The 24557-nt window shown below is 56.5% G+C and carries 21 protein-coding genes; 7 read left to right on the top strand and 14 right to left on the bottom strand.

All coding sequences use genetic code 11. The features are described 5' to 3' along the window. Nucleotides 1-229: 229 nt before the first annotated feature. Genes nagC through nagB form a run of 3 tightly spaced genes read right to left on the bottom strand, consistent with a single transcriptional unit; the run spans nt 230 to nt 3429 of the window. The gene (gene nagC / locus EV102420_RS12090; protein WP_042392065.1) at nt 230-1450 is read right to left on the bottom strand and encodes a DNA-binding transcriptional regulator NagC; all 1221 of its coding nucleotides are present in this window, start codon (nt 1448-1450) and stop codon (nt 230-232) included. Nucleotides 1451-1458: 8 nt separating this feature from the next. Further along, on the bottom strand, nt 1459-2607 hold the full coding sequence (gene nagA, locus EV102420_RS12095) for an N-acetylglucosamine-6-phosphate deacetylase (protein ID WP_042392067.1): 1149 nt from the start codon (nt 2605-2607) through the stop codon (nt 1459-1461). A gap of 21 nt (nt 2608-2628) precedes the next feature. Next, the gene (nagB, locus tag EV102420_RS12100) at nt 2629-3429 is read right to left on the bottom strand and encodes a glucosamine-6-phosphate deaminase (protein ID WP_042392070.1); all 801 of its coding nucleotides are present in this window, start codon (nt 3427-3429) and stop codon (nt 2629-2631) included. A 327-nt stretch (nt 3430-3756) separates the two neighbouring features. Between nagB and nagE the strand changes: the two genes are divergently transcribed. Further along, nucleotides 3757-5709, top strand: coding sequence for a PTS N-acetyl glucosamine transporter subunit IIABC (nagE, locus tag EV102420_RS12105; RefSeq protein ID WP_042392072.1), 1953 nt, complete (start codon nt 3757-3759; stop codon nt 5707-5709). 170 nt (nt 5710-5879) lie between these two features. Further along, nucleotides 5880-7547 (top strand): glutamine--tRNA ligase, encoded by a 1668-nt coding sequence (gene glnS / locus EV102420_RS12110; protein WP_042392073.1) that lies wholly within the window; start codon nt 5880-5882, stop codon nt 7545-7547. A 65-nt stretch (nt 7548-7612) separates the two neighbouring features. Here the strand turns inward: glnS and EV102420_RS12115 are convergent, their stop codons facing one another. From EV102420_RS12115 to EV102420_RS12140, 6 genes are all read right to left on the bottom strand, one after another. Continuing rightward, the gene (locus tag EV102420_RS12115) at nt 7613-8662 is read right to left on the bottom strand and encodes an ABC transporter permease (protein WP_042392075.1); all 1050 of its coding nucleotides are present in this window, start codon (nt 8660-8662) and stop codon (nt 7613-7615) included. A gap of 18 nt (nt 8663-8680) precedes the next feature. Continuing rightward, on the bottom strand, nt 8681-10210 hold the full coding sequence (locus tag EV102420_RS12120; RefSeq protein ID WP_042392078.1) for a sugar ABC transporter ATP-binding protein: 1530 nt from the start codon (nt 10208-10210) through the stop codon (nt 8681-8683). 10 nt (nt 10211-10220) lie between these two features. Beyond that, complete coding sequence (locus EV102420_RS12125; protein ID WP_042392080.1) at nt 10221-10832, bottom strand: DUF2291 family protein; 612 nt, start codon at nt 10830-10832, stop codon at nt 10221-10223. Nucleotides 10833-10877: 45 nt separating this feature from the next. After that, a complete protein-coding gene (locus EV102420_RS12130) occupies nt 10878-11813 on the bottom strand; it encodes a D-ribose ABC transporter substrate-binding protein (protein ID WP_042392082.1) in 936 nt (311 codons plus the stop codon). 77 nt (nt 11814-11890) lie between these two features. Next, nucleotides 11891-12832: a transketolase family protein gene (locus EV102420_RS12135; protein WP_042392084.1), complete on the bottom strand. Its 942-nt coding sequence runs from the start codon at nt 12830-12832 to the stop codon at nt 11891-11893. Next, nucleotides 12825-13679 (bottom strand): transketolase, encoded by an 855-nt coding sequence (locus EV102420_RS12140; RefSeq protein ID WP_042392086.1) that lies wholly within the window; start codon nt 13677-13679, stop codon nt 12825-12827. Before EV102420_RS12140 ends, EV102420_RS12135 begins: the two co-directional genes overlap by 8 nt. Before the next feature lie 327 nt (nt 13680-14006). Here EV102420_RS12140 and EV102420_RS12145 point away from each other — a divergent pair, with 327 nt between their 5' ends. From EV102420_RS12145 to EV102420_RS12155, 3 genes are read left to right on the top strand one after another with little or no spacing between them, the layout of a single operon-like run. Further along, entirely contained in the window at nt 14007-15512 is a 1506-nt protein-coding gene (locus tag EV102420_RS12145) for an FGGY family carbohydrate kinase (protein ID WP_042392088.1), read from the top strand. A 21-nt stretch (nt 15513-15533) separates the two neighbouring features. After that, entirely contained in the window at nt 15534-16331 is a 798-nt protein-coding gene (locus tag EV102420_RS12150) for an SDR family oxidoreductase (RefSeq protein ID WP_042392090.1), read from the top strand. A gap of 18 nt (nt 16332-16349) precedes the next feature. Further along, nucleotides 16350-17132 (top strand): SDR family oxidoreductase, encoded by a 783-nt coding sequence (locus EV102420_RS12155; protein WP_042392092.1) that lies wholly within the window; start codon nt 16350-16352, stop codon nt 17130-17132. A 186-nt stretch (nt 17133-17318) separates the two neighbouring features. Here EV102420_RS12155 and fur read toward each other — a convergent pair whose 3' ends face one another. The 4 genes from fur to ybfF all read right to left on the bottom strand — a co-directional run bounded on the left by fur (nt 17319) and on the right by ybfF (nt 19945). Further along, nucleotides 17319-17777 carry a ferric iron uptake transcriptional regulator gene (fur, locus tag EV102420_RS12160; protein ID WP_042392094.1) on the bottom strand — a complete coding sequence of 153 codons (459 nt, stop codon included), beginning with the start codon at nt 17775-17777 and terminating at the stop codon, nt 17319-17321. 290 nt (nt 17778-18067) lie between these two features. Next, nucleotides 18068-18598, bottom strand: coding sequence for a flavodoxin FldA (fldA, locus tag EV102420_RS12165; protein WP_042392096.1), 531 nt, complete (start codon nt 18596-18598; stop codon nt 18068-18070). Between the two features lie 149 nt (nt 18599-18747). Further along, entirely contained in the window at nt 18748-19041 is a 294-nt protein-coding gene (gene ybfE, locus EV102420_RS12170; protein WP_042392097.1) for a LexA regulated protein, read from the bottom strand. A gap of 130 nt (nt 19042-19171) precedes the next feature. Beyond that, entirely contained in the window at nt 19172-19945 is a 774-nt protein-coding gene (gene ybfF, locus EV102420_RS12175) for an esterase (protein WP_042392100.1), read from the bottom strand. Between the two features lie 170 nt (nt 19946-20115). Here ybfF and seqA point away from each other — a divergent pair, with 170 nt between their 5' ends. Together seqA and pgm are read left to right on the top strand one after the other, a co-directional pair. Continuing rightward, a complete protein-coding gene (seqA, locus tag EV102420_RS12180) occupies nt 20116-20661 on the top strand; it encodes a replication initiation negative regulator SeqA (protein ID WP_042392101.1) in 546 nt (181 codons plus the stop codon). A 24-nt stretch (nt 20662-20685) separates the two neighbouring features. Then, nucleotides 20686-22326, top strand: a complete 1641-nt coding sequence (gene pgm / locus EV102420_RS12185; RefSeq protein WP_042392104.1) for a phosphoglucomutase (alpha-D-glucose-1,6-bisphosphate-dependent) — start codon at nt 20686-20688, stop codon at nt 22324-22326. A 57-nt stretch (nt 22327-22383) separates the two neighbouring features. Here pgm and speF read toward each other — a convergent pair whose 3' ends face one another. Beyond that, entirely contained in the window at nt 22384-24543 is a 2160-nt protein-coding gene (speF, locus tag EV102420_RS12190; protein ID WP_042392106.1) for an ornithine decarboxylase SpeF, read from the bottom strand. Between the last annotated feature and the right edge of the window lie 14 nt (nt 24544-24557).

The following is a 24557-nucleotide window of genomic DNA, read 5'->3' on the forward strand; positions in this document are numbered from 1 at the left end:
GCGGGCGCAAGGGTTTTAGCGAGGTGAAGTTAAAAAGTGCAATCGTGATTGCCGAATAGTGAAAAAAGCACAGAGTTTGACGCCAGTTATTGATGATTATGCATTTTTAAGCTGCTTTTTTTGATGTTGGTTATCTTATGAATAGGTAAAAATGAAAAAACCACGTCAAGAGACGTGGTTCGATCTGGTAGGCCCGCGCAAGCGGAGCGCCGCCGGGCAATGAGCAGGGTTACTCCTCGAGCAGATGCTGCAGCAGCGAGCCGTTGAGCATGGCGCGCTTCACCAGCGCAAAGGCACCGATGGCCGAGCGGTGATCCAGCGTAGAGCGCACCACCGGCAGGTTTTTGCGAAACGCCTTCAGCGCCTGGGTATTGATGCAGCCCTCGATGGCAGGCAGCAGCACCTTCTCCGCCTCGACAATCTCACCGGCAATCACAATTTTCTGCGGGTTAAACAGGTTAATGGCGATAGCAATGGTTTTGCCGAGGTGGCGGCCGACGTGCTCGATGACCTCGCAGGCTAGCGCGTCACCTTTGTTGGCCGCTTTGCAAATGGCTTTAATCGAGCAGTCGTCCAGCGTGATGCGGCTCTGGTAACCCTGCTCCAGCAGGTAGCGCACCCGCTGTTCAATCGCGGCATTGGCCGCCACGGTCTCCAGACAGCCAAAATTACCGCAGTGGCAGCGCTCTCCCAGCGGCTCGACCTGAATATGGCCGATCTCGCCAACGTTACCGTTGCGGCCAATAAAAATGCGTCCGTTAGAGATAATGCCCGCACCCGTACCGCGATGGACGCGCACCAGAATAGAGTCCTCGCAATCCTGGCTTGCACCAAAATAGTGCTCGGCCAGCGCCAGGCTGCGGATATCGTGCCCAACAAAACAGGTCACCTTGAAGCGTTTCTCCAGCGCGCTCACCAGGCCCCAGTTCTCCACCTGAATATGCGGCATATAGCGGATCACGCCGCTCTCCGGATCCACCAGCCCCGGCAAGATCACTGAGATGGCAATCAGCTCGCGGGTTTTACGCTGGCAGGTATCAATAAAGGTGGCGATGGTATTCAGTAGGGCGTGCTCTAACGTCTCCTGGGTGCGCTCCGGCAGGGGATAGTGCTCTTCCGCCAGCACCTTGCTGCTCAAATCGTAGAGCGTCAGGGTCGTATCGTGACGACCCAGGCGCACGCCAATGGCATTGAAATTACGCGTCTCGGTAATAATAGAGATGGCGCGGCGACCACCGGTCGAGGCCTGCTGATCGACCTCTTTAATTAAACCGCGCTCAATAAGCTGTCGCGTGATTTTCGTCACGCTGGCGGGGGCAAGCTGGCTCTGCTCGGCAATTTGGATCCGCGAGATAGGCCCAAGCTGGTCGATCAGGCGGTAAACAGCCGCGCTATTAAGTTGTTTTACGAGGTCAACGTTACCAATTTGAGCTTGTCCGCCTGATGTCATACTTTTACTTACTCAGTCATGACCTCGTTACCATTAACGATGGTCTTAATTACTTTAAAGTCGTGGGTAAACGCGGTCAGGTTCGCCACCATGCCGGGTGCGATGCTGCCTAACTGTTTATCAACGCCGATGGCGCGGGCCGGGTAGAGCGTTGCCATACGCAGCGCTTCGTCCAGCGCAACGCCGACGTGCTCGACAAGATTAGCCACCCCTTCGATCATGGTTAATGCCGAACCGCTCAGGGTACCGTTCTCGTCTACACAGAGTCCATTACGGTAGTATATTGTTTTACCAGCAAAAATGAATTCGTCAATGACTGCACCCGCCGCCGCAGTTGCGTCGGTAACCAGGCAGAGCTTATCGCCCTTCAGGCGCTTCGCCATCCGAACGTTAGTGAAATCAACGTGTAAGCCATCAACGATAATGCCGCAGTAGACGTCAGCATCGTCAAGGATCGCGCCGATGAGACCGGGTTCGCGCCCGGTGATATAGGGCATGGCGTTGAAAAGGTGGGTGGCAAAGGTGATACCCGCGCGGAAACCGGCTTTCGCCTCGGCGAGGGTCGAGTTAGAGTGACCCGCTGAAACCACAATCCCGGCCGTGGCCAGCTTGCGGATCACGGCAGGATCAACCATCTCCGGTGCCAGGGTCAGCTTGGTAATCACATCGGCATTGGCACAGAGGAAATCCACCAGATCGCTGTCCGGGCGGCGCACAAAGTCAGGATCGTGGGTGCCTTTTTTCACCACGTTGAGCCACGGCCCTTCAAGATGCAGACCCAGCGCCTGGTGCGGATACTTCGCCAGATAGTCGCGCATCACCTGCACGCCCTGTTTCATCAGGTCGTCGCTAGTGGTGATGAGGGTCGGTAAAAAGCTGGTGCAGCCCGACCGTTCGTTGGCGCGCTGCATGATCTCCAGCGTCTCTACGCTGACGGCGTCGGCAGTGTCGTTAAACTGTACGCCGCCGCAGCCGTTCAGCTGGAGGTCGATAAAACCGGGGGCCAGATAAGCGCCGTTGAGCGAGCGCTGCTCGATCGTTGGCGGCAGGTCTGCCTGCGGGCAGAGGCGGTCGATAAGACCATCAACGACGATCAGCGCGTGATCGTCCAAAACTTCATGGCCGGTAAAAATACGGCACTGGGTTAAAGCATACATAACAACCCCCGGGTAAAAATGTTACAGACCTTTGATATTTTCCGCTTCTAGCTCAGTGAAGTATTTGAGCGTCTTCACCTTTAGCTCCATGGTTGACGGTTCGTCGCACACGACTACCGCTTTCGGATGCAGCTGCAGACAGCTAATCGTCCACATGTGGTTAACGTTGCCTTCCACCGCCGCCTGCAGGGCCTGCGCTTTCACATTGCCCAGCACGAGGATCATCACCTCTTCGGCATCCAGCAGGGTGCCCACGCCAACGGTCAGCGCATATTTCGGCACCTGATCGACGTCGCCGTCAAAAAAGCGGGAGTTTGCCACGCGGGTGTCATGGGTCAAGGTTTTAATGCGGGTGCGGGACGCCAGCGAAGAGGCCGGTTCGTTAAACGCGATGTGCCCGTCGTTGCCTACGCCACCCATGAACAGGTGAATTTTGCCGTAGGCGCGAATTTTTTCTTCATAACGGCGGCATTCTGCGTCAATATCCGGCGCGTTACCATTGAGCAGGTTGATGTTTTCTGCGGGAATATCAACGTGATCGAAAAAGTTGCGGTGCATAAAGCTGTAATAGCTCTCTGGGTGCTCTTTTGCCAGGCCGACATATTCGTCCATGTTAAAGGTCACGACGTTCTGAAAGCTAACCTGGCCCGCTTTGTGCATTTCTACCAGCGCTTTATAGGCAGTAAGCGGGGTGCCGCCGGTGGGCAGGCCCAGAACAAACGGACGATCCGCAGTCGGTTTAAATGCGTTGATGCGGTTAACGATATGGCGGGCAGCCCATTTACCGACCTGTTCGGCACTCGTCAGGGGGATCAGTCTCATTGTTTACCTCTACAAAGGGTGAAATTAAGATTGGCGAACGGCAGCCTGTACGCTGTTAAGCGTAACTCAGATTGCGCCATAAGCGGCGGCAGTCCGCCTTGATTTTTTGAATCATAAAATAAGTTTTCGTTCTTAGCCAGTAACAAGGAGTGCAAATAACGATATTTGGTGATTGTAATCACAAAAAATGCGCGTTTAATTTGCGAGGCGAATTAAATTTCCACACACTTGAACAGTCTGCGTAAAACGACCGCGTTACAGGGTTAGTTTAACTATAAAAAATGGTTAGTGATGAGGCTCAGCGGAGTTTCATAGGGGGGTATAAAAATGAATATTCTTGGTTTCTTCCAGCGACTGGGGCGGGCATTACAGCTTCCTATCGCTGTGCTGCCCGTCGCGGCGCTGCTGCTGCGATTCGGCCAGCCCGATCTGCTTAACGTCCCGTTTATCGCCCAGGCGGGCGGGGCAATTTTTGACAACCTTGCCCTGATCTTCGCTATCGGTGTGGCCTCGTCGTGGTCGAAAGACAGCGCGGGTGCGGCGGCGCTGGCGGGTGCGGTAGGCTACTTTGTGATGACCAAAGCGATGGTCACCATCAACCCGGCTATCAACATGGGCGTGCTCTCCGGTATCATCACCGGTCTGGTGGGCGGCGCGGTCTACAACCGCTGGTCCAACATCAAGCTGCCTGAGTTCCTGAGCTTCTTCGGCGGCAAACGCTTTGTGCCGATTGCCACCGGCTTCTTCTGCCTGATCCTGGCAGCGATTTTTGGCTATGTCTGGCCGCCGGTACAGAACGCTATTCACGCGGGCGGGGAGTGGATCGTCTCCATGGGTGCGGTGGGTTCCGGCATCTTCGGCTTCGTTAACCGTCTGCTGATCCCGACCGGCCTGCATCAGGTGCTGAACACCATCGCCTGGTTCCAGATTGGCGAATTCACCAATGCCGCAGGCACTGTCTTCCACGGCGATATCAACCGCTTCTACGCGGGTGACGGCACCGCAGGCATGTTCATGTCCGGCTTCTTCCCGATCATGATGTTCGGTCTACCTGGTGCAGCGCTGGCAATGTACTTCGCCGCCCCGAAAGCGCGTCGTCCAATGATTGGCGGCATGCTGCTCTCCGTGGCTATCACCGCGTTCCTGACCGGGGTCACCGAGCCGCTGGAATTCCTGTTCATGTTCCTGGCTCCGCTGCTGTATCTCCTGCACGCCGTGCTGACGGGTATTAGCCTGTTTGTGGCGACCGCGCTGGGGATCCATGCTGGCTTCTCCTTCTCTGCGGGTGCCATCGACTATGCGCTGATGTATAACCTGCCTGCCGCCAGCCGTAACGTCTGGATGCTGGTGGTGATGGGCCTGATCTTCTTCGCCATCTACTTCGTGGTCTTTACCTTCGTTATCCGCGCGTTCAACCTGAAAACGCCGGGCCGTGAAGAGAGCGATGATGCCGTGGTCACCTCTGAGGCCAACAGCAATACCGACGAAGGTCTCGATCAGCTGGCAACCAACTACATCGCCGCCATCGGCGGTACTGACAACCTGAAAGCCATCGACGCCTGTATCACCCGTCTGCGTCTGACGGTGGTGGACTCCGCGCGCGTTAACGACGTGCAGTGTAAGCGTCTGGGCGCATCCGGCGTGGTGAAGCTGAACAAGCAGAGCATTCAGGTGATTGTGGGTGCAAAAGCGGAATCCGTAGGCGATGCGATGAAGCGTGTGGTCGCCCGTGGCCCGGTGGCCGCAGCCGCCAGCGTCCAGCCTGCCGCTAACGCCCCGGCCGCTGCGGTTAAACCGCAGGCTGTTCCGAACGCTGTGACCGTTGCCGCGCTGGTGTCGCCGGTGACCGGTGAGGTTGTTCCGCTGGAGCAGGTACCTGATGAAGCCTTTGCCAGCAAAGCGGTTGGCGACGGCGTAGCGGTGAAACCGACGGGTAAAACCGTGGTCTCCCCGGCTGCTGGCACCATCGTGAAAATCTTCAACACTAACCACGCCTTCTGTCTGGAAACCGAAAAAGGCGCGGAGATCGTGGTCCACATGGGCATCGACACCGTTGCGCTGAACGGCCAGGGCTTTACCCGCCTGGTAGAAGAGGGCGCGGAGGTGGTCGCGGGCCAGCCGGTGCTGGAGATGGATCTCGACTATCTCAATGCCAACGCCCGCTCGATGATTAGCCCGGTCGTGTGCAGCAACATCGACGATTTCAGCGGTCTGGTCTTCCAGGCACAGGGGCAGGTCGTTGCTGGCCAAACCCCGCTGTTTGAGGTGAAGGGTAAATAGCCGTAAACTGCGGTTAATTCGCGGCGGAGCCTGTCTCCGCCGCTTTTTTTTGTCCTCCGTACGCCAATCCCCTCGCCATTCACGCTTTTTGTTGATCTAAGGGTTGTCTCCGCGTCCCGCTTATAAGATCATACTCCGTTATACGTTGTTTACGCTTTGAGGAACCCGCGATGAGTGAGGCAGAAGCCCGCCCGACTAACTTTATTCGCCAGATTATTGATGAGGATCTGGCCAGTGGTAAGCACAGCACGGTTTGCACCCGTTTTCCGCCGGAGCCGAACGGCTACCTGCATATCGGCCATGCAAAATCTATCTGCCTGAACTTCGGTATCGCTCAGGACTATCAGGGGCAGTGCAACCTGCGCTTTGACGACACCAACCCGGTTAAAGAAGATATCGAATACGTTGATTCGATCAAAAACGACGTCCAGTGGCTGGGCTTCCACTGGTCGGGTGACGTGCGCTACTCCTCTGACTATTTCGACCAGCTGCATAGCTATGCCGTTGAGCTGATCAACAAAGGCCTGGCCTACGTTGATGAGCTGTCGCCGGAGCAGATCCGCGAATACCGTGGCACCCTGACCGCACCGGGTAAAAACAGCCCGTTCCGCGATCGTAGCGTGGAAGAGAACCTGGCGCTGTTTGAAAAAATGCGTGCCGGTGGCTTCGAAGAGGGCACCGCCTGCCTGCGTGCCAAAATCGATATGGCGTCGCCGTTTATCGTGATGCGCGATCCGGTTCTGTACCGCATTAAGTTTGCCGAGCACCACCAGACCGGCAACAAGTGGTGCATCTACCCGATGTACGATTTCACCCACTGCATCAGCGATGCGCTGGAAGGCATTACCCATTCACTCTGTACGCTGGAGTTCCAGGACAACCGTCGTCTCTACGACTGGGTGCTGGATAACATCACCATTCCGGTTCACCCGCGCCAGTACGAGTTCTCGCGCCTGAATCTGGAATATGCCGTGATGTCCAAGCGTAAGCTGAACCTGCTGGTGACGGATAAAATCGTCGAGGGCTGGGACGATCCGCGTATGCCGACCATCTCTGGTCTGCGCCGTCGCGGCTACACCGCGGCCTCCATCCGCGAGTTCTGCAAACGCATCGGCGTGACCAAGCAGGACAACACCATCGAGATGGCGTCGCTGGAGTCCTGCATTCGTGAAGATCTTAACGAGAACGCCCCGCGTGCGATGGCGGTTATCGATCCGGTTAAGCTGGTGATCGAGAACTACCCGCAGGGTGAGAGCGAAGTGGTGACCATGCCGAATCATCCGAACAAGCCGGAGATGGGCAGCCGCGACGTGCCGTTTAGCGCCGAGATCTGGATCGATCGTGCCGACTTCCGTGAAGAAGCGAATAAGCAGTATAAGCGTCTGGTGCTGGGTAAAGAGGTGCGCCTGCGCAACGCCTATGTGATCAAAGCCGAGCGCGTAGAGAAAGACGCGGAAGGCAACATCACCACCATCTTCTGCTCCTATGATGCCGAGACCCTGAGCAAGGATCCGGCCGATGGTCGCAAGGTGAAGGGGGTGATCCACTGGGTGAGCGCCGCCCATGCGCTGCCGGTTGAGATCCGTCTCTACGATCGCCTGTTCAGCGTGGCGAACCCGGGCGCAGCGGAGGATTTCCTCGCCACCATCAACCCAGAGTCGCTGGTGATCAAGCAGGGTTACGCCGAGCCGTCCCTGAACGCTGCCGAAGCCGGTAAGGCCTACCAGTTCGAGCGCGAAGGCTACTTCTGCCTCGACAGCCGCTACTCCTCAACGGAAAAGCTGGTGTTCAACCGTACCGTTGGTCTGCGCGATACCTGGACTAAGATCGGCGAGTAAGTTACTCCCGCTCGGAAAAGAAAAACGCCGCTCATGCGGCGTTTTTTATTAGTGACGTCAGCGTATTACGTTGCCTCGGCCTGTAATTTTTTATCGTGACGGCGCAGCAGCACGACTTTGCTTTGCAGACGCTGCTGGAACTGATCGATCACCACCGCCGTGACAATCACCAGGCCCTTAATCACCATCTGCCAGAAGTCGCTGACGCCCATCATCACCATGCCGTCCGCGAGGAAGACGATGACGAAGGCACCAATGATAGAGCCGGAGACCCTGCCTCGTCCGCCTGCCAGCGCGGTTCCGCCCAGTACGGTTGCGCCGATAGCGTCCATCTCAAACATATTCCCGGTCATCGGGTGGGCGGTTTGCAGCTGGGATGCCACAATCAGCCCCACCAGCGCCGCGCACAGGCCCGAGAAGGCGTAGACGAACACTTTAACCTTGATGATAGGGACGCCTGCCAGCCGCGCAGCGGACTCATTCCCGCCGATGGCGTAAATGTAGCGTCCCAGCGGGGTTTTGCGGGTCATGTAGAGGCCCAGCAGCAGGAAGCTCACCATCAGCCAGATCGGGATATAGATGCCGAGGATCGTACCGGAGCCTAAAATCGCGAAACCGGTATTGCCTAACTCAGGCATACCCACCAGGTTGGCATAGGTGCTGCCGTCGTTGAACAGCAGCGCCGCGCCGCGGGCAACGTACATCATGCCGAGGGTACAGATAAAGGGCGCAACGCCCAGGCGCGTGATCACCGCCCCGTTAATCAGGCCTAACAGAATACCGAATCCCGCCACCAGCAAAATCACTTCTGGCACGTTGAAGAAGATAATCTGCGAGCCCCAGATCGGCATGCCGTTGGTTAACAGCGCCCCGGCAACCATGCCGCACATGCCCGCCACTGCACCCACGGAGAGATCGATCCCGCCGGTGAGGATCACAAGGGTCATGCCAATCGCCAGCAGGCCGGTAATCGCCACGTGCTGGGTCATGATCAGCAGGTTCGACATGGTCAAAAAGTTAGGCACCATCACGCTGAAGAAGCCCATGACGATCAGCAGGGCGATGAAGGTGCGCGCTTTGAGCAAATACATGTAGATCATATACTTTTTGTTCATTTCTCTCTCCAGCAGACATCAGTCCTGCGGTGTAGAAGCGCTGATTAATTTTTCCCGCGTCACGGAAGCGCGCGGCAAATCTGCGGTGATACGTCCATCGGCCATAACCAAAACCCGGTCAGCCAGCGCCATGACCTCATCCAGCTCGGAGGAGGAGAACATAACCGCCAGCCCCTGATGCGCCATTTTGCCAATCAGGTGATAAACATCGGTTTTCGCACCCACGTCGATGCCGCGCGTCGGCTCATCCAGCAGGACCACTTTGGGCCCGGTCATCAACGCCTTACCCAGAACCACCTTTTGCTGGTTGCCGCCGCTTAGCGAGGTAATGGGCAGCTCCGTATCACCGGCCTTAATCGCCAGCTGCTCTACCATGTGATTGACCTGCTTCTCTTCTTTAACTGGGCTGAGCAGGCGCAGGGCGCGGCGAAAGCCGAGCAGGCTCAGGTCGGTCAGCGTCATATTGCTTTTGATCGACATAAGCTGCACCACGCCTTCACCCTGACGATCCTCCGGCACAAGGGTAATGCCGCGCTTGAGCCGCTGCTGGAACGAGCGCTTGTCCAGGCTCTCCCCATCCAGACTGATGGTGCCCGACTGGCAGCCCATCATCCCCACCAGGCCTTTAAACAGCTCGGTACGTCCCGCTCCAAGCAGGCCATAGATGCCAATCACTTCCCCCTTGCGCAGGTCAAACGTGACGTCGTTCAATTTATACCCGCCGTTCTGGTGCAGGGCGGTCAGGCCGTTCACCTTCAGGATGGTCTCGCCGTGTGCGGCAGGGCTGTAGTCAAAGTGCTTTTTCTTATCCCCAACCATCTGCTCAATGATCCAGGGCACGCTGGCCTGCTGAACGGGACGCTCGCTGATAAAGCGGCCATCGCGGAAGATGGTGATGTGATCGCCAATCTCCATCAGCTCTTCCAGCCGGTGAGAGATGTAGATAATGGTGACGCCACGGCGCTTAAGCTGGGCGATAACGTTAAACAGCACCCGTACTTCCGACTGGCTCAGCGCGCTGGTGGGCTCGTCCATAATCAGCACCCGGGTGTCTTTGGAGAGCGCACGGGCGATCTCGACCAGCTGCTGATGACCAATTCCCAATTCGCCTAACGAGGCGTAGGGATCAACGTTCAGCTCCAGCCGCTCAAGCAGGGATTTCGCCAGCTCGTACTGGTATTTTTCGTTAATCACGCCGCGCTGGAAGAACTCGTTGCCAATGAAGATGTTGTCCATCACGTTCATATTGGGGAAGAGGTTCAGCTCCTGGAAAATAATGCTGATGCCGTGCTTTTCCGCCTGGTGAGTGGAGCCGAGCGTGACCCGCTGCCCGTCCAGCAAGATTTCGCCGGAGGAGGGCGTCTCAACGCCGGCCAGCATTTTCATCATCGTCGATTTACCCGCGCCGTTCTCGCCAATCAGCACGTTGACCTGATTACGGTATACGCGGTAGTTAACGCGATCGAGCGCCACTACCCCAGGGTAGATGCGGGAGAGGTCGCGCGTTTCAATAATGACCTCATCCGGCTGGGTCTGTTGCTCATTCATAGCCCTCTCCTCACTGCCGTACGATGTGTGCCGCGGTAACATCCGGGATGGTTTGTGGAATATCCCAGGCGGCAAAGACCCCGGAAACCGTGACCTTATCCCCGACGACAGGCTTGAAGTTGATGATCATCTCCGACGCTTGCTGATTAATCGCTTTGCCATAATCGCCATACAGCACCTGATCGTTAAAGTCCTGGTAGCTGGCGCCTTTATACCCGTCTCGCAGGCTGGTGCCGCGAATGATCGGGCCCATCTGCACTACGATGTCGCCGCCTTGCTCATCGCGCACCGTCATCTTCCCGCTGCGGGATTTGGTATTCACCTTGATCACTTCCCCGGTAATGCGCACGCTAAAGACGCAGGGGTTTTCGCTCTGGCTGCGGTAGCCGTCTTTGCTACAGGCCTCATCAAAGCTCTTTTCGCCCTGCAAGGTTTTCAGTAATTCAGCGACGGGCTTCGCCTCACGCACATACTGCGGCACAATCTTTTGCTGCCAGGTTTGCTGAATGTTGGCCATTTGTGGATTGGGGGGATTTTTAAGATCGGCCAACTCTTTCTGCGATACGATGCGGCAACCGCCAAGCGCTAAAACGATCGCCACCAGCGCAAGTTTTCTGTGCATTATGTCCTCCTTTGCGCCCGCCGAAGCGGGCGCTGCAACGTGTCATCAGGATTTGAAATTGAAGTCTTGCACTCCGGAGGCGTTGTCAGGGGTGATCAAAATGCCGCGGAACATCACGCGCTGTTTCTCAGGCTTGGTGCCTTTTTGGATGAAATTATCCAGATCGGTAACGCCTTGGGCGGCAATGGCCTGGGCCTGGAGCATCACCGTGGCTTTCAGGGTGCCCGCTTTAACGGCTTCGCGCTCGTCGTTGCTGCCGTCGATGCCGACGACAATCACATCGTCACGGCCAGCGGATTTCAGCGCGGCAATCGCGCCCAGCGCGACAGGGCCGTTGCCGCAGATAACGCCTTTCACGTCCGGGTGCGCCTGCAGGATGCTGTCCATAATGCGCTTGCCGTCAATCAGGGTGCCTTTCGCATCCTGTCTCGCGACGCTTTGCATATCCGGGTACTGATCCAGCACCTGGTGGAAGGATTTTGAGCGCGTAACGCAGTTGTTGTCGGCCAGGTTACAGGTCAGCTCGGCATATTTGCCTGCCTCCTCCATTTTTTCGACAAAGACGTTAGCCACGTCAGAGCCGGCCTGGAAGTTGTTATGGGTGATCTGTTCGAGCGCGATGTTATCAACCGGAATTTCACGGTTGATTAACACCACCGGAATGCCCGCGTTTTTGGCTTTTTGAATGGCCGCTACGCTGGCGGTTGAGTCGGCGTTATCCAGAATAATGCCCTGAACTTTTTTACCGATAGCCGCGTCGATAAGCTCGCTCTGCTTTTTAACATCTTCGCCGTGGGACAGCACGCTGGTGGTGTAGCCCAGCTCTTTCGCCTTCTGATCGGCCCCTTTCGCTTCCGCCGCGTAGTAAGGGTTATCCAGCGAGTTGACCATAATCATGATCGTGCCTTTTTCAGCGGCAAACGCATTTGCCGAAAATGCACAGGCTGCTGCCACACTTAAAAACAGGAATGTAGTTTTCATAAGATGTTCTCTCAAAATGTAATGTATGGCGGTTCGACAGTTGTAGGGTTGTCGTTAATGTCGTACTGTTGTTAAAGCTATCTATTAATAAGCGCCAGGGTCTGATTAACGATCCCGGCTACATCAAGACCATGATATGCCCGCATATCTTTGCGATCGGCGGCAATCGCATAATCACCGTCAGGAATACCCAAACGTTTAAGCACCGCACCATGGCCGTTCTCTGCCAGAACCTCCGCCACAAGGCTGCCCACGCCGCCATTCACGTTGTGCTCTTCAACGCTGATGATATGTTTGACGCTTTGTAACGCGGCAAACAGCGCGTCGCGATCTAAGGGGCGAATGGAGGGGACATTGATGACCCGTGCGGAAATACCCTGTTCTGCCAGCTGTTCGGCGGCATCGACGGCTTCGTGAACGGTAGAGCCCATGGCGACCAGCGCGATGTCATTGCCTTCGCGCAGCACATCTATCGCACCGGGTACAAAGGTGTAATTTTCATCGTGCAGCTCGGGTAGCGCTTTACCGTCCATGCGGATATAGACCGGGCCGACATGCTCAAGGGCGTACTCAATAATCTGGCGGCACTCCAGCGGGGAGGAGGGGGCAAAGATCTGGATATTACCGAAGCCGCGCATCACCGAGATATCATCAATGGCGTGGTGGGTACTGGCCAGCGGCCCATAGCTGGCCCCGGCGTTGAGGCCAAACAGCTTCACGTTGGTGTTGTTGTAGCAGATATCCACTTTAACCTGCTCGTTGGCACGCGAAACCAGAAACGGCGCGGCGTTACAGGTTACGGCGATTTTTCCGCCCAGCGCCAGCCCGGCGGCAGCGCCCACCAGGGTCTGCTCGGCGATCCCGACGTTGACGATCCGATCCGGATACTGTTTTACGAAGGGCGAGATCTTGGCGGTTGAGGTCGAGTCGGCCACAACGGGAACCAGATCGACGCCTCTCTCAACCGCATCAATAAAAGCTTCAACCATCACGTTTGCAAGATGTTCTGAATTACTCACTTTTCATGCCCTCTTCGATCAGATCGTTCAGTTCGCTCATCGCCAGCCCGATTTCGTCACCCTTCGGAACGCGGTGGTGCCATTCCGGCTTGCCGGCAATAAAGGAGACGCCTGCGCCCTTGGTGGTGTGGGCGATAATGACGTTCGGTTTGCCCGTCTGGGGCAGGTTCTCCAGCGCATTGACCACGGAGGCCATATCGTTGCCCTCGCACTCGGTCACTTCCATGCCAAAGGCACGCCATTTTTCGTCCAGCGGATCGGTACACATAATGTCTTTGGTAGCTCCCGCCAGCTGCAGGCCATTTTTGTCGTTGATAATGACCAGGTTATCCAGCTTGTAATGGGCCGCTACCATGGCCGCTTCCCAGTTGCTGCCTTCAGCCAGTTCACCATCGCCGGTGATCAGGAAAATACGGCGTTTGCTGTTGCTGCGCTTAGCAGCCAGTGCCAGACCCACGGCCACCGGGAAACCATGCCCCAGCGCACCGGTATTCAGCTCAATCCCCGGCGTCTTCTGCTTAACCGGATGCCCCGGCAGATGGGAGTTAGCGTGCTGGTAGGTTGCGAGCCACTCCACTGGAAAATAGCCCGCCTCGGCGAGAACGCAGTAGTAGCAGCCTACGGCGTGGCCTTTGGACTGGATGTAGATATCACGCTCCTCATCATCCTGGCGGTTAGCAGCGCAGTCGAGTACGCGAAAATAGAGTGCCGTTAACAGCTCCACCTGAGAGAGATCGGCCCCGGTATGGCCGCCAGCGGGGCTGTTGGCATTCAGGGAGATAATATGGCGGCGCACCGCGCGGGCTTTGTTTTCAAGTTCGGGTACAGAAAGTAAGAACGGATTCATCGAACTCCTCCGAATTAATATGCGACACTGAATATATATTCAGGTTGGTTCAAAAAAATGGACGCCTGGCTGTTGATCCAAGTTTCCCTGACCCTGAGTGAATAGGCTTTCTGAGGTCTTCAGAATATATATTCACGCATGACTTTATATTCAATAATATTAGCGTCTCTGCTGTTGAGTTGTCCAGCGTGATTGAGTGATTTGTGATGACCTACGCATTTGTGATGTTTGCCTGTAGATGCGCAAAGCAATCCTCGCTATCGTTTACAAAATAAATAATCAGTGTTGAATATATATTCATGGAAGGTCTCACTTCCGGAGAAACCTATGTCTTCGCACAAAAATATTATTATTGCTCTCGATGAGGGGACGACCAATGCCAAGGCCGTGGCCCTGGACGCCGCCGGTAAGGTGATCGTTAAATTCAACCAGCCGCTCTCTATCCAGACGCCTCGCGAGGGGTGGGTCGAACAGTCAGGCATGGCGCTGGTGGAGGCCTCGGTGAAGGTCATCGCGCAAGCGATTGAGGCGGTCGGCGCTGAAAACGTGGCGGCGCTGGCCATCAGCAACCAGCGCGAGACGGCGATAGGCTGGTATCGCAGCAACGGCACGCCGCTGCATGCGGCGATCAGCTGGCAATGCTCGCGCACGGCGGATTTTTGCGATGCGCTGCGTCGTGATAATAAAGAGCAGGCGATTAAAGCCGTCACCGGTCTGCCGGTCGCGCCGCTCTTCTCCGGCTCCAAGATGCGCTGGCTCATCGAGTCGACGCCAAACGGCCAGGCGCTGGCGGCCAACGGTGATATTTGCCTCGGAACCATCGACAGCTGGCTGCTCTGGAATTTGACCGCTGGCGAAAGCTTCTACTGCGACTACTCAAACGCCGCCCGTACTCAGCTCCTCGATCTGCAAAGCGGACGCTGGAGCCCAGAGATGCTGGATATCTTCCAGATCCCGGCTGCCGCGCTGCCGGAGATCAAACCCTCCAGCGGCCTTTTTGGCTACACCAAAAACGTGGTGGGCATTCCAGACGGCATTCCGATCATGTCTATGGTCGGTGACTCGCACGCCGCGCTGTTCGGCCATGCGCTGGGGGAGGCGGGCTGCGTCAAGGCCACCTACGGCACGGGGTCATCGGTTATGGCACCGGTTACCTCTGCGCAGTGCAACATCCACTCTCTGGCAACCACGCTGGCCTGGCATGATGGCGAGCAGCTGATCTACGGCCTGGAGGGGAACATCCCCCATACCGGAGACGGCGTCGCGTGGATGGCTGACAGCACGGGCCTGAGCGAACTCCCTGAAGCCGAGCTGGCAGCAGAGCTGAATTCACTCCCGGCCTCGGTGGAGTCAACGCTTGGCGTCTACTTTGTTCCGGCGCTGACGGGGTTAGGTGCGCCCTGGTGGGATGAAAATGCCCGCGGGGTGATCTGCGGCCTGAGCCGAGGTGTAAAACGCGCGCACCTGATCCGGGCTGCGCTGGAGGCCATTACCTACCAGATCGCCGATGTGGTCACGGCGATGCGGCAGCACAACGATTTTTCGCTAACCGCGTTAATGGTCGATGGTGGGCCAACCAAAAATGACTGGCTGATGCAGTATCAGTCAGACCTGCTGGGTTGCCCGGTTATGCGCAGCGACGTGCCTGAACTCTCTGCAATCGGTGCGGCACTCTTAGCGCGCAAGGCCGTGGGGCAACTCTCACTCGATGAGCTGAAACAGTACCTTTACCCGCACAGTGAATTTCGCCCCAACATGGAGCGTCATGGCCGTTTACAAAAACGCTGGCGGGAGTGGCAACAAGCCGTCGAAAGAACCCTACACAAATTTTGAATAGCGGGTGAGGAGAGAAGTATGGGCTATGTATTCGAAAATAAAACGGTCGTCATTACCGGGGCTGCCAAAGGTATTGGCGAGGGCATCGCCAGGAAATTTGCCGATGCGGGCGCGAACCTGGTGCTGTCGGATTACTCGGCAGAGGTCATAGAGACCGCCGAGCGACTGAGAGAGGAGTACCATGAAAATATTATCTCCTTCGTCGCCGACGTCACCAACGAAGAGCAGGTTACTGAGCTCTACAGCCTCGCGCATCGTACCTTTGGCAGTATCGATGTCTCTATCCAAAACGCCGGCATTATCACTATCGATCGCTTCGATAAAATGACGCGGCAGGAGTTCGATAACGTACTCAGCGTGAACACCACCGGCGTATGGCTATGTTGCCGCGAGGCCGCAAAGTATATGGTTAAACAGCAGGGTGGACGTCTGATCAACACCTCCTCCGGCCAGGGCCGCGTTGGCTTTATCTACACTCCGCACTACGCGGCCAGCAAGATGGGCGTGATCGGCATTACCCAAAGCCTCGCGCTTGAGCTGGCCCAGCACAACATTACGGTCAACGCGTTCTGCCCAGGGATCATCGAGACCAATATGTGGGACTACAACGACCGCGTCTGGGGCGAGATCCTGAGCACGCCAGAGAAGCAGTATAAAAAAGGCGAGCTTATGGATGAATGGGTGCAGGGGATCCCCCTCAAGCGGGCAGGCAAACCTGCCGACGTTGCCGGGCTGGTGGCGTTTCTGGCGTCCGAAGATGCGGCCTACATTACGGGGCAAACCATCAACGTTGATGGCGGCTTGATTATGTCGTAACACATTTGGAGTGAAACCATGGATAAACACTTTTCCCAAAGACTGTTTGATTTAAGCGATCGCGTCGCATTTGTCACCGGGGCAGGCAGCGGTATTGGTCAAATGATTGCTTACGGCTTTGCCAGCGCGGGGGCAAAGGTGGCCTGCTTCGATCTGCGCGAGGATGGCGGTCTGCTGGAAACCGTAAGCACGATTCAGGAGATGGGCGGCAACGCCTTTGCCTATACCGGCGACGTACGCGACATTGCTCATCTGCGCGCTGCCATTGCCGAGGTGAAGGCGCAGTTCGGCCGTCTTGATGTGGCGCTCAACGCCGCCGGGATTGCCAACGCCAATCCGGCGCTGGAGATGGAGCACGACCAGTGGCAGCGGGTTATCGATATCAACCTGACCGGCGTCTGGAACAGCTGTAAAGCTGAGGCTGAGCTGATGCTGGAGAGCGGTGGCGGCTCGATCATCAATATCGCCTCTATGTCCGGCGTGATTGTAAACCGCGGGCTGGAGCAGGCCCATTACAACTGCTCCAAGGCGGGGGTGATCCACTTAAGCAAAAGCCTGGCGATGGAGTGGGCGGAGAAAAATATCCGCGTTAACACGATTAGCCCAGGCTACACGGCGACGCCGATGAACACCCGTCCAGAGATGGTGCACCAGACAAAATCGTTTGAGAGCCAGACGCCTATGCAGCGTATGGCAAAGGTTGAAGAGATGGCGGGTCCGGCTATTTTCCTTGCCGCGGATGCCTCATCGTTCTGCACCGGCGTGGATCTGCTGGTCGATGGTGGGTTTGTTTGCTGGTAACGGGAGATGCTTTTTCGCCCGTTGAGCACAGTGTGGGTTTGTAGGCCCGCGTAAGCGAAGCGCCACCGGGCATTATTATGTTGACGTTGCAATGCCGGGCGGCACTGCGTTTGCCCGGCCTACGGCCTCGCTCTTCCCATAAAAAAAGGGTCACTCTTAAGTGACCCTTTTTCGTTACCATTTCAATTACAGCTTACGCGGCGTGGTCTCATGCGCGTGTTCATTTTCACGGCAGTCGCCTTCAGCGCAATGACCGTAGAGATAGAGGCTGTGGTTCGTCAGGCGGATGCCGTGCTTGGTGGCGATTTCACGCTGGCGAGCTTCAATAGAGTCATCGCTGAACTCGATCACTTTGCCACAGTCGAGGCAGATCAGATGATCGTGGTGATGCTGCTGGGTCAGTTCGAAAACGGATTTGCCGCCTTCAAAGTTATGACGGGTGACAATCCCGGCATCATCAAACTGGTTAAGCACACGATACACGGTAGCCAGACCAATTTCCTCGCCCATGTCGATCAGTCGCTTGTATAAGTCTTCCGCACTGACATGATGGTTATCCGGTCCCTGAAGCACTTCCAGAATTTTCAAACGAGGAAGCGTGACTTTCAAGCCGGCCTTCTTTAATGCGGTGTTATTGTCAGTCATGCGGAGTCTGTCCTGTTGCTAATCGATTCACTTCCGAGGCGGAAGTTAATGAGAATGACCTTGAGTAAATGCGTCTCATTATAGAATTGCCACTTCTTAATGAAAACTACAAGTCCTCAAGTAAAGTATGCGTATAAAACGTGGCCTCGCCAACAAACAATCGTTGCCCGACCCGTTTGACCAGGGGATATTGTACAGGTATGTACACGAAAGTTAAAAATTTGTAGCAATTATTTCTATTGCTTTTATCTATCAATAGCAGCGCAGCACTAAGGCTGCGCCGTCTACAATCAGGCGTTAACGATCTCGTCCAGGTGCAGCTCTTCAGAGATCTGCTTGACCCACTTCTCAACGCGCTCGGCGGTCAGTTCCGGCTGGCGATCTTCGTCAATGGCCAGGCCCACGAAGTGATCGTCATCGGCCAGGCCTTTAGACGCTTCGAAGTGGTAACCGGCGGTTGGCCAGTGGCCGACGATGGTGGCACCGTTAGGTTCAATAATATCACGAATGGTGCCGAGGGCATCACAGAAGTACTCTGCGTAGTCTTCCTGGTCGCCACAGCCGAACAGCGCTACCAGCTTACCGTTGAAGTCTACCTCTTCCAGCGTCGGGAAGAAGTCATCCCAGTCGCACTGCGCTTCACCATAGTACCAGGTTGGAATGCCCAGCAGCAGGATATCATAGCCTTCCAGATCTTCTTTGCTGCTCTTGGCAATGTCATGCACGTCAGCAACGTCTGGACCAAGCTGCTTTTGGATCATCTTTGCGATATTTTCGGTGTTACCGGTGTCACTACCGAAAAAAATACCTGTAATTGCCATGAGTAAAATAACCTCTTGAAACTTAATGATATGGTGGTGGAGCACGGCCCACGGATAAGGGCAATAATAGCAGAACAGCGGCGTACGCGAAATTCGTAATCGCCCAGACTGCACTCTGTGCTACATGAAAGTGTGATTTGAAGTGATTTTCAGACGTCGCCCTGGCGGTGCAGGGCCTTGAGCTGGGTAAGCAACAGCTCTTCGATCAGCTCGCTACGGCTCATCTGCCGGGCATCGGCCAGCGCGTTGAGCGCCTCAACGGCGTCGGCGTTCATCTTCAGCTCGACGCGCTTAAGCCCACGAACTTTATCGCGTTTAAGCTGGTTGCGCTTGTTGATGCGTAGCTGCTCGTCACGCGAAAGCGGATTCGTTTTCGGTCGTCCCGGGCGACGCTCGTTCGCGAACAGATCTAGTGTCGTACGGTCCGTTTGTTCTTTTGCCATGATTTTGGGTGACGTCGAGGGAAAACAGGCTGCCAGGGTATCCCTGCGCGATTAGCGCGCCATCATACATCAGCAGAGCAGGGACGCCAACGACCGTAAGCCTTGCCGCGTCCGGTCGCCGGGTTTTTAATCAGCCCGCATCGTTCGCCAGATAGCGGCGGATCGCCCGCAGCACCGCCTCAGGCTTTTCAGCGTGCACCCAGTGGCCCGCCCCGGCAATCACGTGCGCCCGCGCCTGCGGGAACTGGGCGAGCAGCGCATCGCGATGGGCCTCGGTGACGTAGGGCGACTGGCCGCCGCGGACAAACAGCGCCGGGCGATCCCAGGCCGGCACGGTCTGCCAGCCAATAATCTCTTCGTAGCAATCCCACAGCGTCGGCACGTTGAAGCGCCACTCGCCGTCGATAAAGGATTTCAGAAGAAACTGAATAACGCCCTCTTCGTGCAGCGTCTGGCGCATCAGAGCGGCGGCCTGCTGGCGGCTAGTGGCCCCGGCAGCCGTCACCGCCTTGATAGCGGCAAAAATCTCGTCGTGGCGGCGTACCTGATAGGCAACCGGTGCAATATCAATGGCAACCAGCTGGTCAATCCGTTCAGGGGCGAGCGCGGTAAGTGCCATGACCGCCTTGCCGCCCATGGAGTGGCCGATAAACGTCGCCTTCTCCAGACCCTGCGCATCAAGGGTGTCCAGCAGATCCTGCGCCATGGCCGGGTAGGTCATCTCCGGCGAGCGGGGGGAGAGACCATGGTTGCGCATATCAACCTGAATGATATCGTGATCGTTTACCAGATCGCGTGCCAGCACGCCGAGGTTGTCCAGGCTGCCAAACAGACCGTGGACAAGGACAATGGGAGAATTGTTGTGCGGATGTTGTGCAGATTGCGCTCGGGTATTCAATTTCATGGCAAAGTTCTTTTTTTCGCTCTGTCGGGTTAGGGTATTATGTTGACCATTCTACCGCCTGGCTGCAAGGGGTCGACGCGAACCGACTTTTGCCTGACGTTAACCGTTGTTGAGATTTCGCCTATAATCCCAACAGCTTGTATTCAGATAAGATACTCCACTGGATTAAAATGAAAACGATCGAAGTTGATGATGAGCTTTACAGCTATATTGCTAGCCACACCAAACACATCGGCGAGAGCGCATCCGAGATTTTACGCCGGATGCTGAAGTTTACCGCCAACGGCAGCAGGCCAGCGGCCACCGCCCCGAAAGAGGCCGCCATTGTCAACATCCCGGCCGAAGCGAAGCCGGTTAATCCTGTGAAAGACAAAGTCCGTGCCATGCGCGAGCTGCTGCTGTCTGATGAATATGCAGAACAGAGAAAAGCGGTTAACCGCTTCATGCTGGTGCTGTCTACACTCTATTCATTGGATGAGAAAGCGTTTGCCGAGGCGACGGAGTCCCTGCATGGCCGTACCCGCGTCTACTTTGCGGGCGATCAGCAGACGCTGCTGCAAAACGGGGCACAGACCAAACCTAAGCACCTGGCAAATACGCCATACTGGGTGATCACAAATACGAATACGGACCGTAAACGTAGCATGGTGGAGCATATCATGCAGTCGATGCAGTTCCCGGTGGAGCTGATTGACAAGGTTTGCGGCACAATCTAACCCTTGCATAAGAAGGATCAGGCAATGGCAAATCATGAACGCGCAGGACAGCCTGCACAACAGAGCGATCTGATTAACGTCGCTCAGCTTACCGCGCAGTACTACGTGCTGAAGCCGGAAGTAGGCAATAGCGAACATGCGGTAAAATTTGGCACCTCCGGCCATCGCGGCAGTTCGGTACGCCATAGCTTCAACGAGCCGCATATTCTGGCCATTGCACAGGCGATTGCCGAAGAGCGCGCTAAAAACGGTATCACCGGGCCGTGCTATGTCGGTAAGGATACCCACGCGCTCTCCGAGCCGGCGTTTATCTCCGTGCTGGAAGTGCTGGCTGCCAACGGCGTCGATATCATCGTGCAGGAGAACAACGGCTATACGCCAACGCCTGCGGTATCGAATGCTATCCTCGAGCACAACAAGCAGGGCGGCGTACAGGCTGACGGCATCGTCATTACCCCTTCGCACAACCCGCCGGAAGATGGCGGCATCAAATATAACCCGCCTAACGGTGGCCCGGCCGATACCAACGTCACCAAGGTCGTCGAAGATCGCGCCAACGCCCTGTTAGCCGCCGGTCTGGAAGGGGTTAAGCGCATCTCCCTTGATGAAGCCATGACCTCTGGCCGCGTGACCGAAAAAGATCTGGTTCAGCCGTTTATCGAAGGTCTGGCCGAGATCGTCGACATGGCCGCGATCCAGAAAGCTGGCCTGAAGCTGGGCGTCGATCCGCTGGGCGGCTCCGGTATCGAGTACTGGAAACGCATTGCCGACTTCTACAAGCTGGATCTGACCATCGTTAACGATCAGGTCGATCAGACCTTCCGCTTTATGCATCTCGACAAAGATGGTGCGATCCGTATGGACTGCTCCTCCGAGTGTGCGATGGCGGGCCTGCTGGCGCTGCGCGATAAGTTCGATCTGGCCTTTGCCAACGATCCCGACTATGACCGTCACGGCATCGTCACCCCGGCAGGGTTGATGAACCCGAACCACTACCTGGCGGTAGCGATCAACTACCTGTTCCAGCACCGTCCGCAGTGGGGCAAAGAGGTAGCGGTTGGCAAAACGCTGGTCTCCTCCGCGATGATTGACCGCGTAGTCAACGATCTGGGCCGCAAGCTGGTAGAAGTGCCGGTTGGCTTCAAGTGGTTTGTTGACGGTCTGCACGACGGCAGCTTCGGTTTCGGCGGCGAAGAGAGCGCCGGGGCCTCGTTCCTGCGCTTTGACGGCACGCCGTGGTCCACCGATAAAGACGGTATCATCATGTGCCTGCTGGCCGCGGAAATCACCGCCGTCACCGGCAAAAATCCGCAGCAGCACTACGATGAACTGGCCGAGCGCTTTGGCGCGCCGAGCTATAACCGCTTGCAGGCCGGAGCGACCTCCGCTCAGAAAGCGGCGCTGTCGAAGCTGTCGCCAGAGATGGTTAGCGCCAGCCAGCTGGCAGGGGATCCGATCACCGCGCGTCTGACGGCGGCTCCGGGTAACGGTGCCTCTATCGGTGGGCTGAAGGTGATGACCGACAACGGCTGGTTTGCTGCACGTCCGTCCGGCACGGAAGATGCCTACAAGATTTACTGCGAAAGCTTCCTCGGTGAAGAGCACCGTAAGCTGATTGAGAAAGAAGCGGTAGAGATTGTTAGCGAAGTGCTGAAAAACGCCTGATGCTGTTAAACGCCCGGCGGCATCGCGCTGCCGGGCGTTATTTTTTCCGGGTAATGTTTACTGTTTGATCACGTTACACCACACCGCCTTACGCCCCTGATGCTCCTGAATGTAGACCCCCTGTAGCTCCGGCGCGAAGCCTGGCAGCAGATTGATCCCCTCCTCAAGCGCGGTAAAGTAGCGTAGGACGGATCCGCCCCAAACCTCACCCGGCACGACGCACAGTACGCCCGGCGGGTAGGGAAGTGCGCCCTCAGCGGCAATACGTCCCTCGGCCTCGCTCAGCAGCACCAGCTCGCTCTCGCCGCGAATAAAGGCGTAGTTGGCCTCCTGAGGCGACATGCGCACCGGCGGTAAGCAGGCTTTACGGAACATCTCTTTCTGCAGCTGTTTAACGTTGTTACGCGCATAGAGATCGTGCATCTCCTGACAGAGCTGACGCAGGGTGTAACCGGCGTAGCGCGCCGGGTGCTGATGGTAGATCGACGGCAGCACCTCCTGCAGCGGCGCATCGCTGGCCAGCAGCGTCTCAAACTGCGCCAGCCGGGCCACCAGCTGCTGGAGCTTGCCCATATCTTCCGCAGGCGTAAGCAGGAAGAGGATGGAGTTAAGATCGCACTTCTCCGGCACCACGCCGTTTTCACGCAGATAGTTGGCAAGAATGGTCGCCGGGACGCCAAACTCCTCATACTCGCCGGTCGCCGCATCGATGCCCGGCGTGGTCAGCAGCAGCTTGCAGGGATCGATAAAGTACTGGTGCGGCGCATAGCCCTCGAATGCGTGCCAGTTCTCGCCGGGTACGAAGTGGAAGAAGCGCAGATCGCGGGCGATCTCGGCAGTTTTGTAAGAGTCCCACGGACGATTGTCTACGGTTGTGGGCACAAAAGGACGGATAAACCGGCACTGATCGAGGATCATCTTACGGGCCTCGATGCCTTGTTCAACGCAGCGCATCCACATCCGTTTCCCGCTCTCACCCTCGTGCATCCGAGCGTTAACGTCCAGCGCGGCAAAGAGCGGGTAGAAGGGGCTGGTGGAGGCGTGCATCATAAAGGCGTTGTTCAAACGCTTGTGGGGAACGTAGCGCGGCTGCCCCTTGATGTGGCTATCCTTTTTGTGGATCTGCGAGGTCTGGGAGAAGCCCGCCTGCTGCTTGTGCACCGACTGGGTAACCAGAATGCCGGGATCGTTCTCGTTGAGATCCAGCAGCAGCGGCGAGCAGTCGGCCATCATCGGGATAAACTGCTCGTAGCCCACCCAGGCAGAGTCGAACAGGATGTAGTCGCAGAGGTGGCCAATGGTGTCCACAACCTGACGGGCGTTGTAAATGGTGCCGTCATAGGTGCCAAGCTGGATCACCGCCAGACGGAACGGGCGCTGGCGCTGGGTATGTTCAGGGGAGACCTCCGCCACCAGTTCGCGCAGGTAGGGCTCTTCAAAGCAGTGGGCGTCGATGCCGCCGATAAAGCCGTAAGGATTACGCGCCGTCTCCAGATAGACCGGGGTGGCTCCGGCCTGTAGCAGCGCGCCGTGATGGTTAGATTTGTGGTTGTTGCGATCGAACAGCACCAGATCGCCCGGTGCCAGCAGGGCGTTAAGCACCACCTTGTTTGCCGACGAGGTGCCATTGAGAACGAAGTAGGTCTTATCGGCGTTAAACACCTTTGCCGCATGCTGCTGGGCCAGGCAGGGAGCACCCTCGTGGATCAGCAGATCGCCCATCGCCACGTCGGCATTGCAGAGATCGGCCCGGAACAGCGCTTCGCCAAAGAAATCCACAAACTGGCTGCCGGTAGGATGGCGGCGGAAAAATTGTCCGCCCTGGTGGCCCGGGCAGTCAAAGGCGCTGTTGCCCTGCTTAACATAGTCCACGAGAGCGCTGAAAAAGGGCGGACGCAGCCCGCGCTCATATTTCAGCGCGGCGGCCTCAAGCTGACGGCTATAATATTCACGGTTGGCGTTACCGTATTGAAAGACGCCGTAGATGTCGGGAAGGTAGGTTGCCGGAACAAATTCTGCCTCGTGGGTCATCACGAAAACAGGAATATTAAATCCGGTCTCCTCAATTTTCTCCACCATCCCTTTATGGATATCGTTAATAGAGAGCACGGCGGCGGCAACGTCAATAAAGTCGCTGTCGTGCAGATCGATAACGTCACGGCGAGTAGAAATAGAGTCGTGACAGGCCCGGCTGGCCGCTATTTTCAAGCGTTGCATAGTACGTCCTTATT

The sequence above is a fragment of the Pseudescherichia vulneris NBRC 102420 genome (genome assembly GCF_000759795.1).
GTDB classification, from domain to species: domain Bacteria; phylum Pseudomonadota; class Gammaproteobacteria; order Enterobacterales; family Enterobacteriaceae; genus Pseudescherichia; species Pseudescherichia vulneris.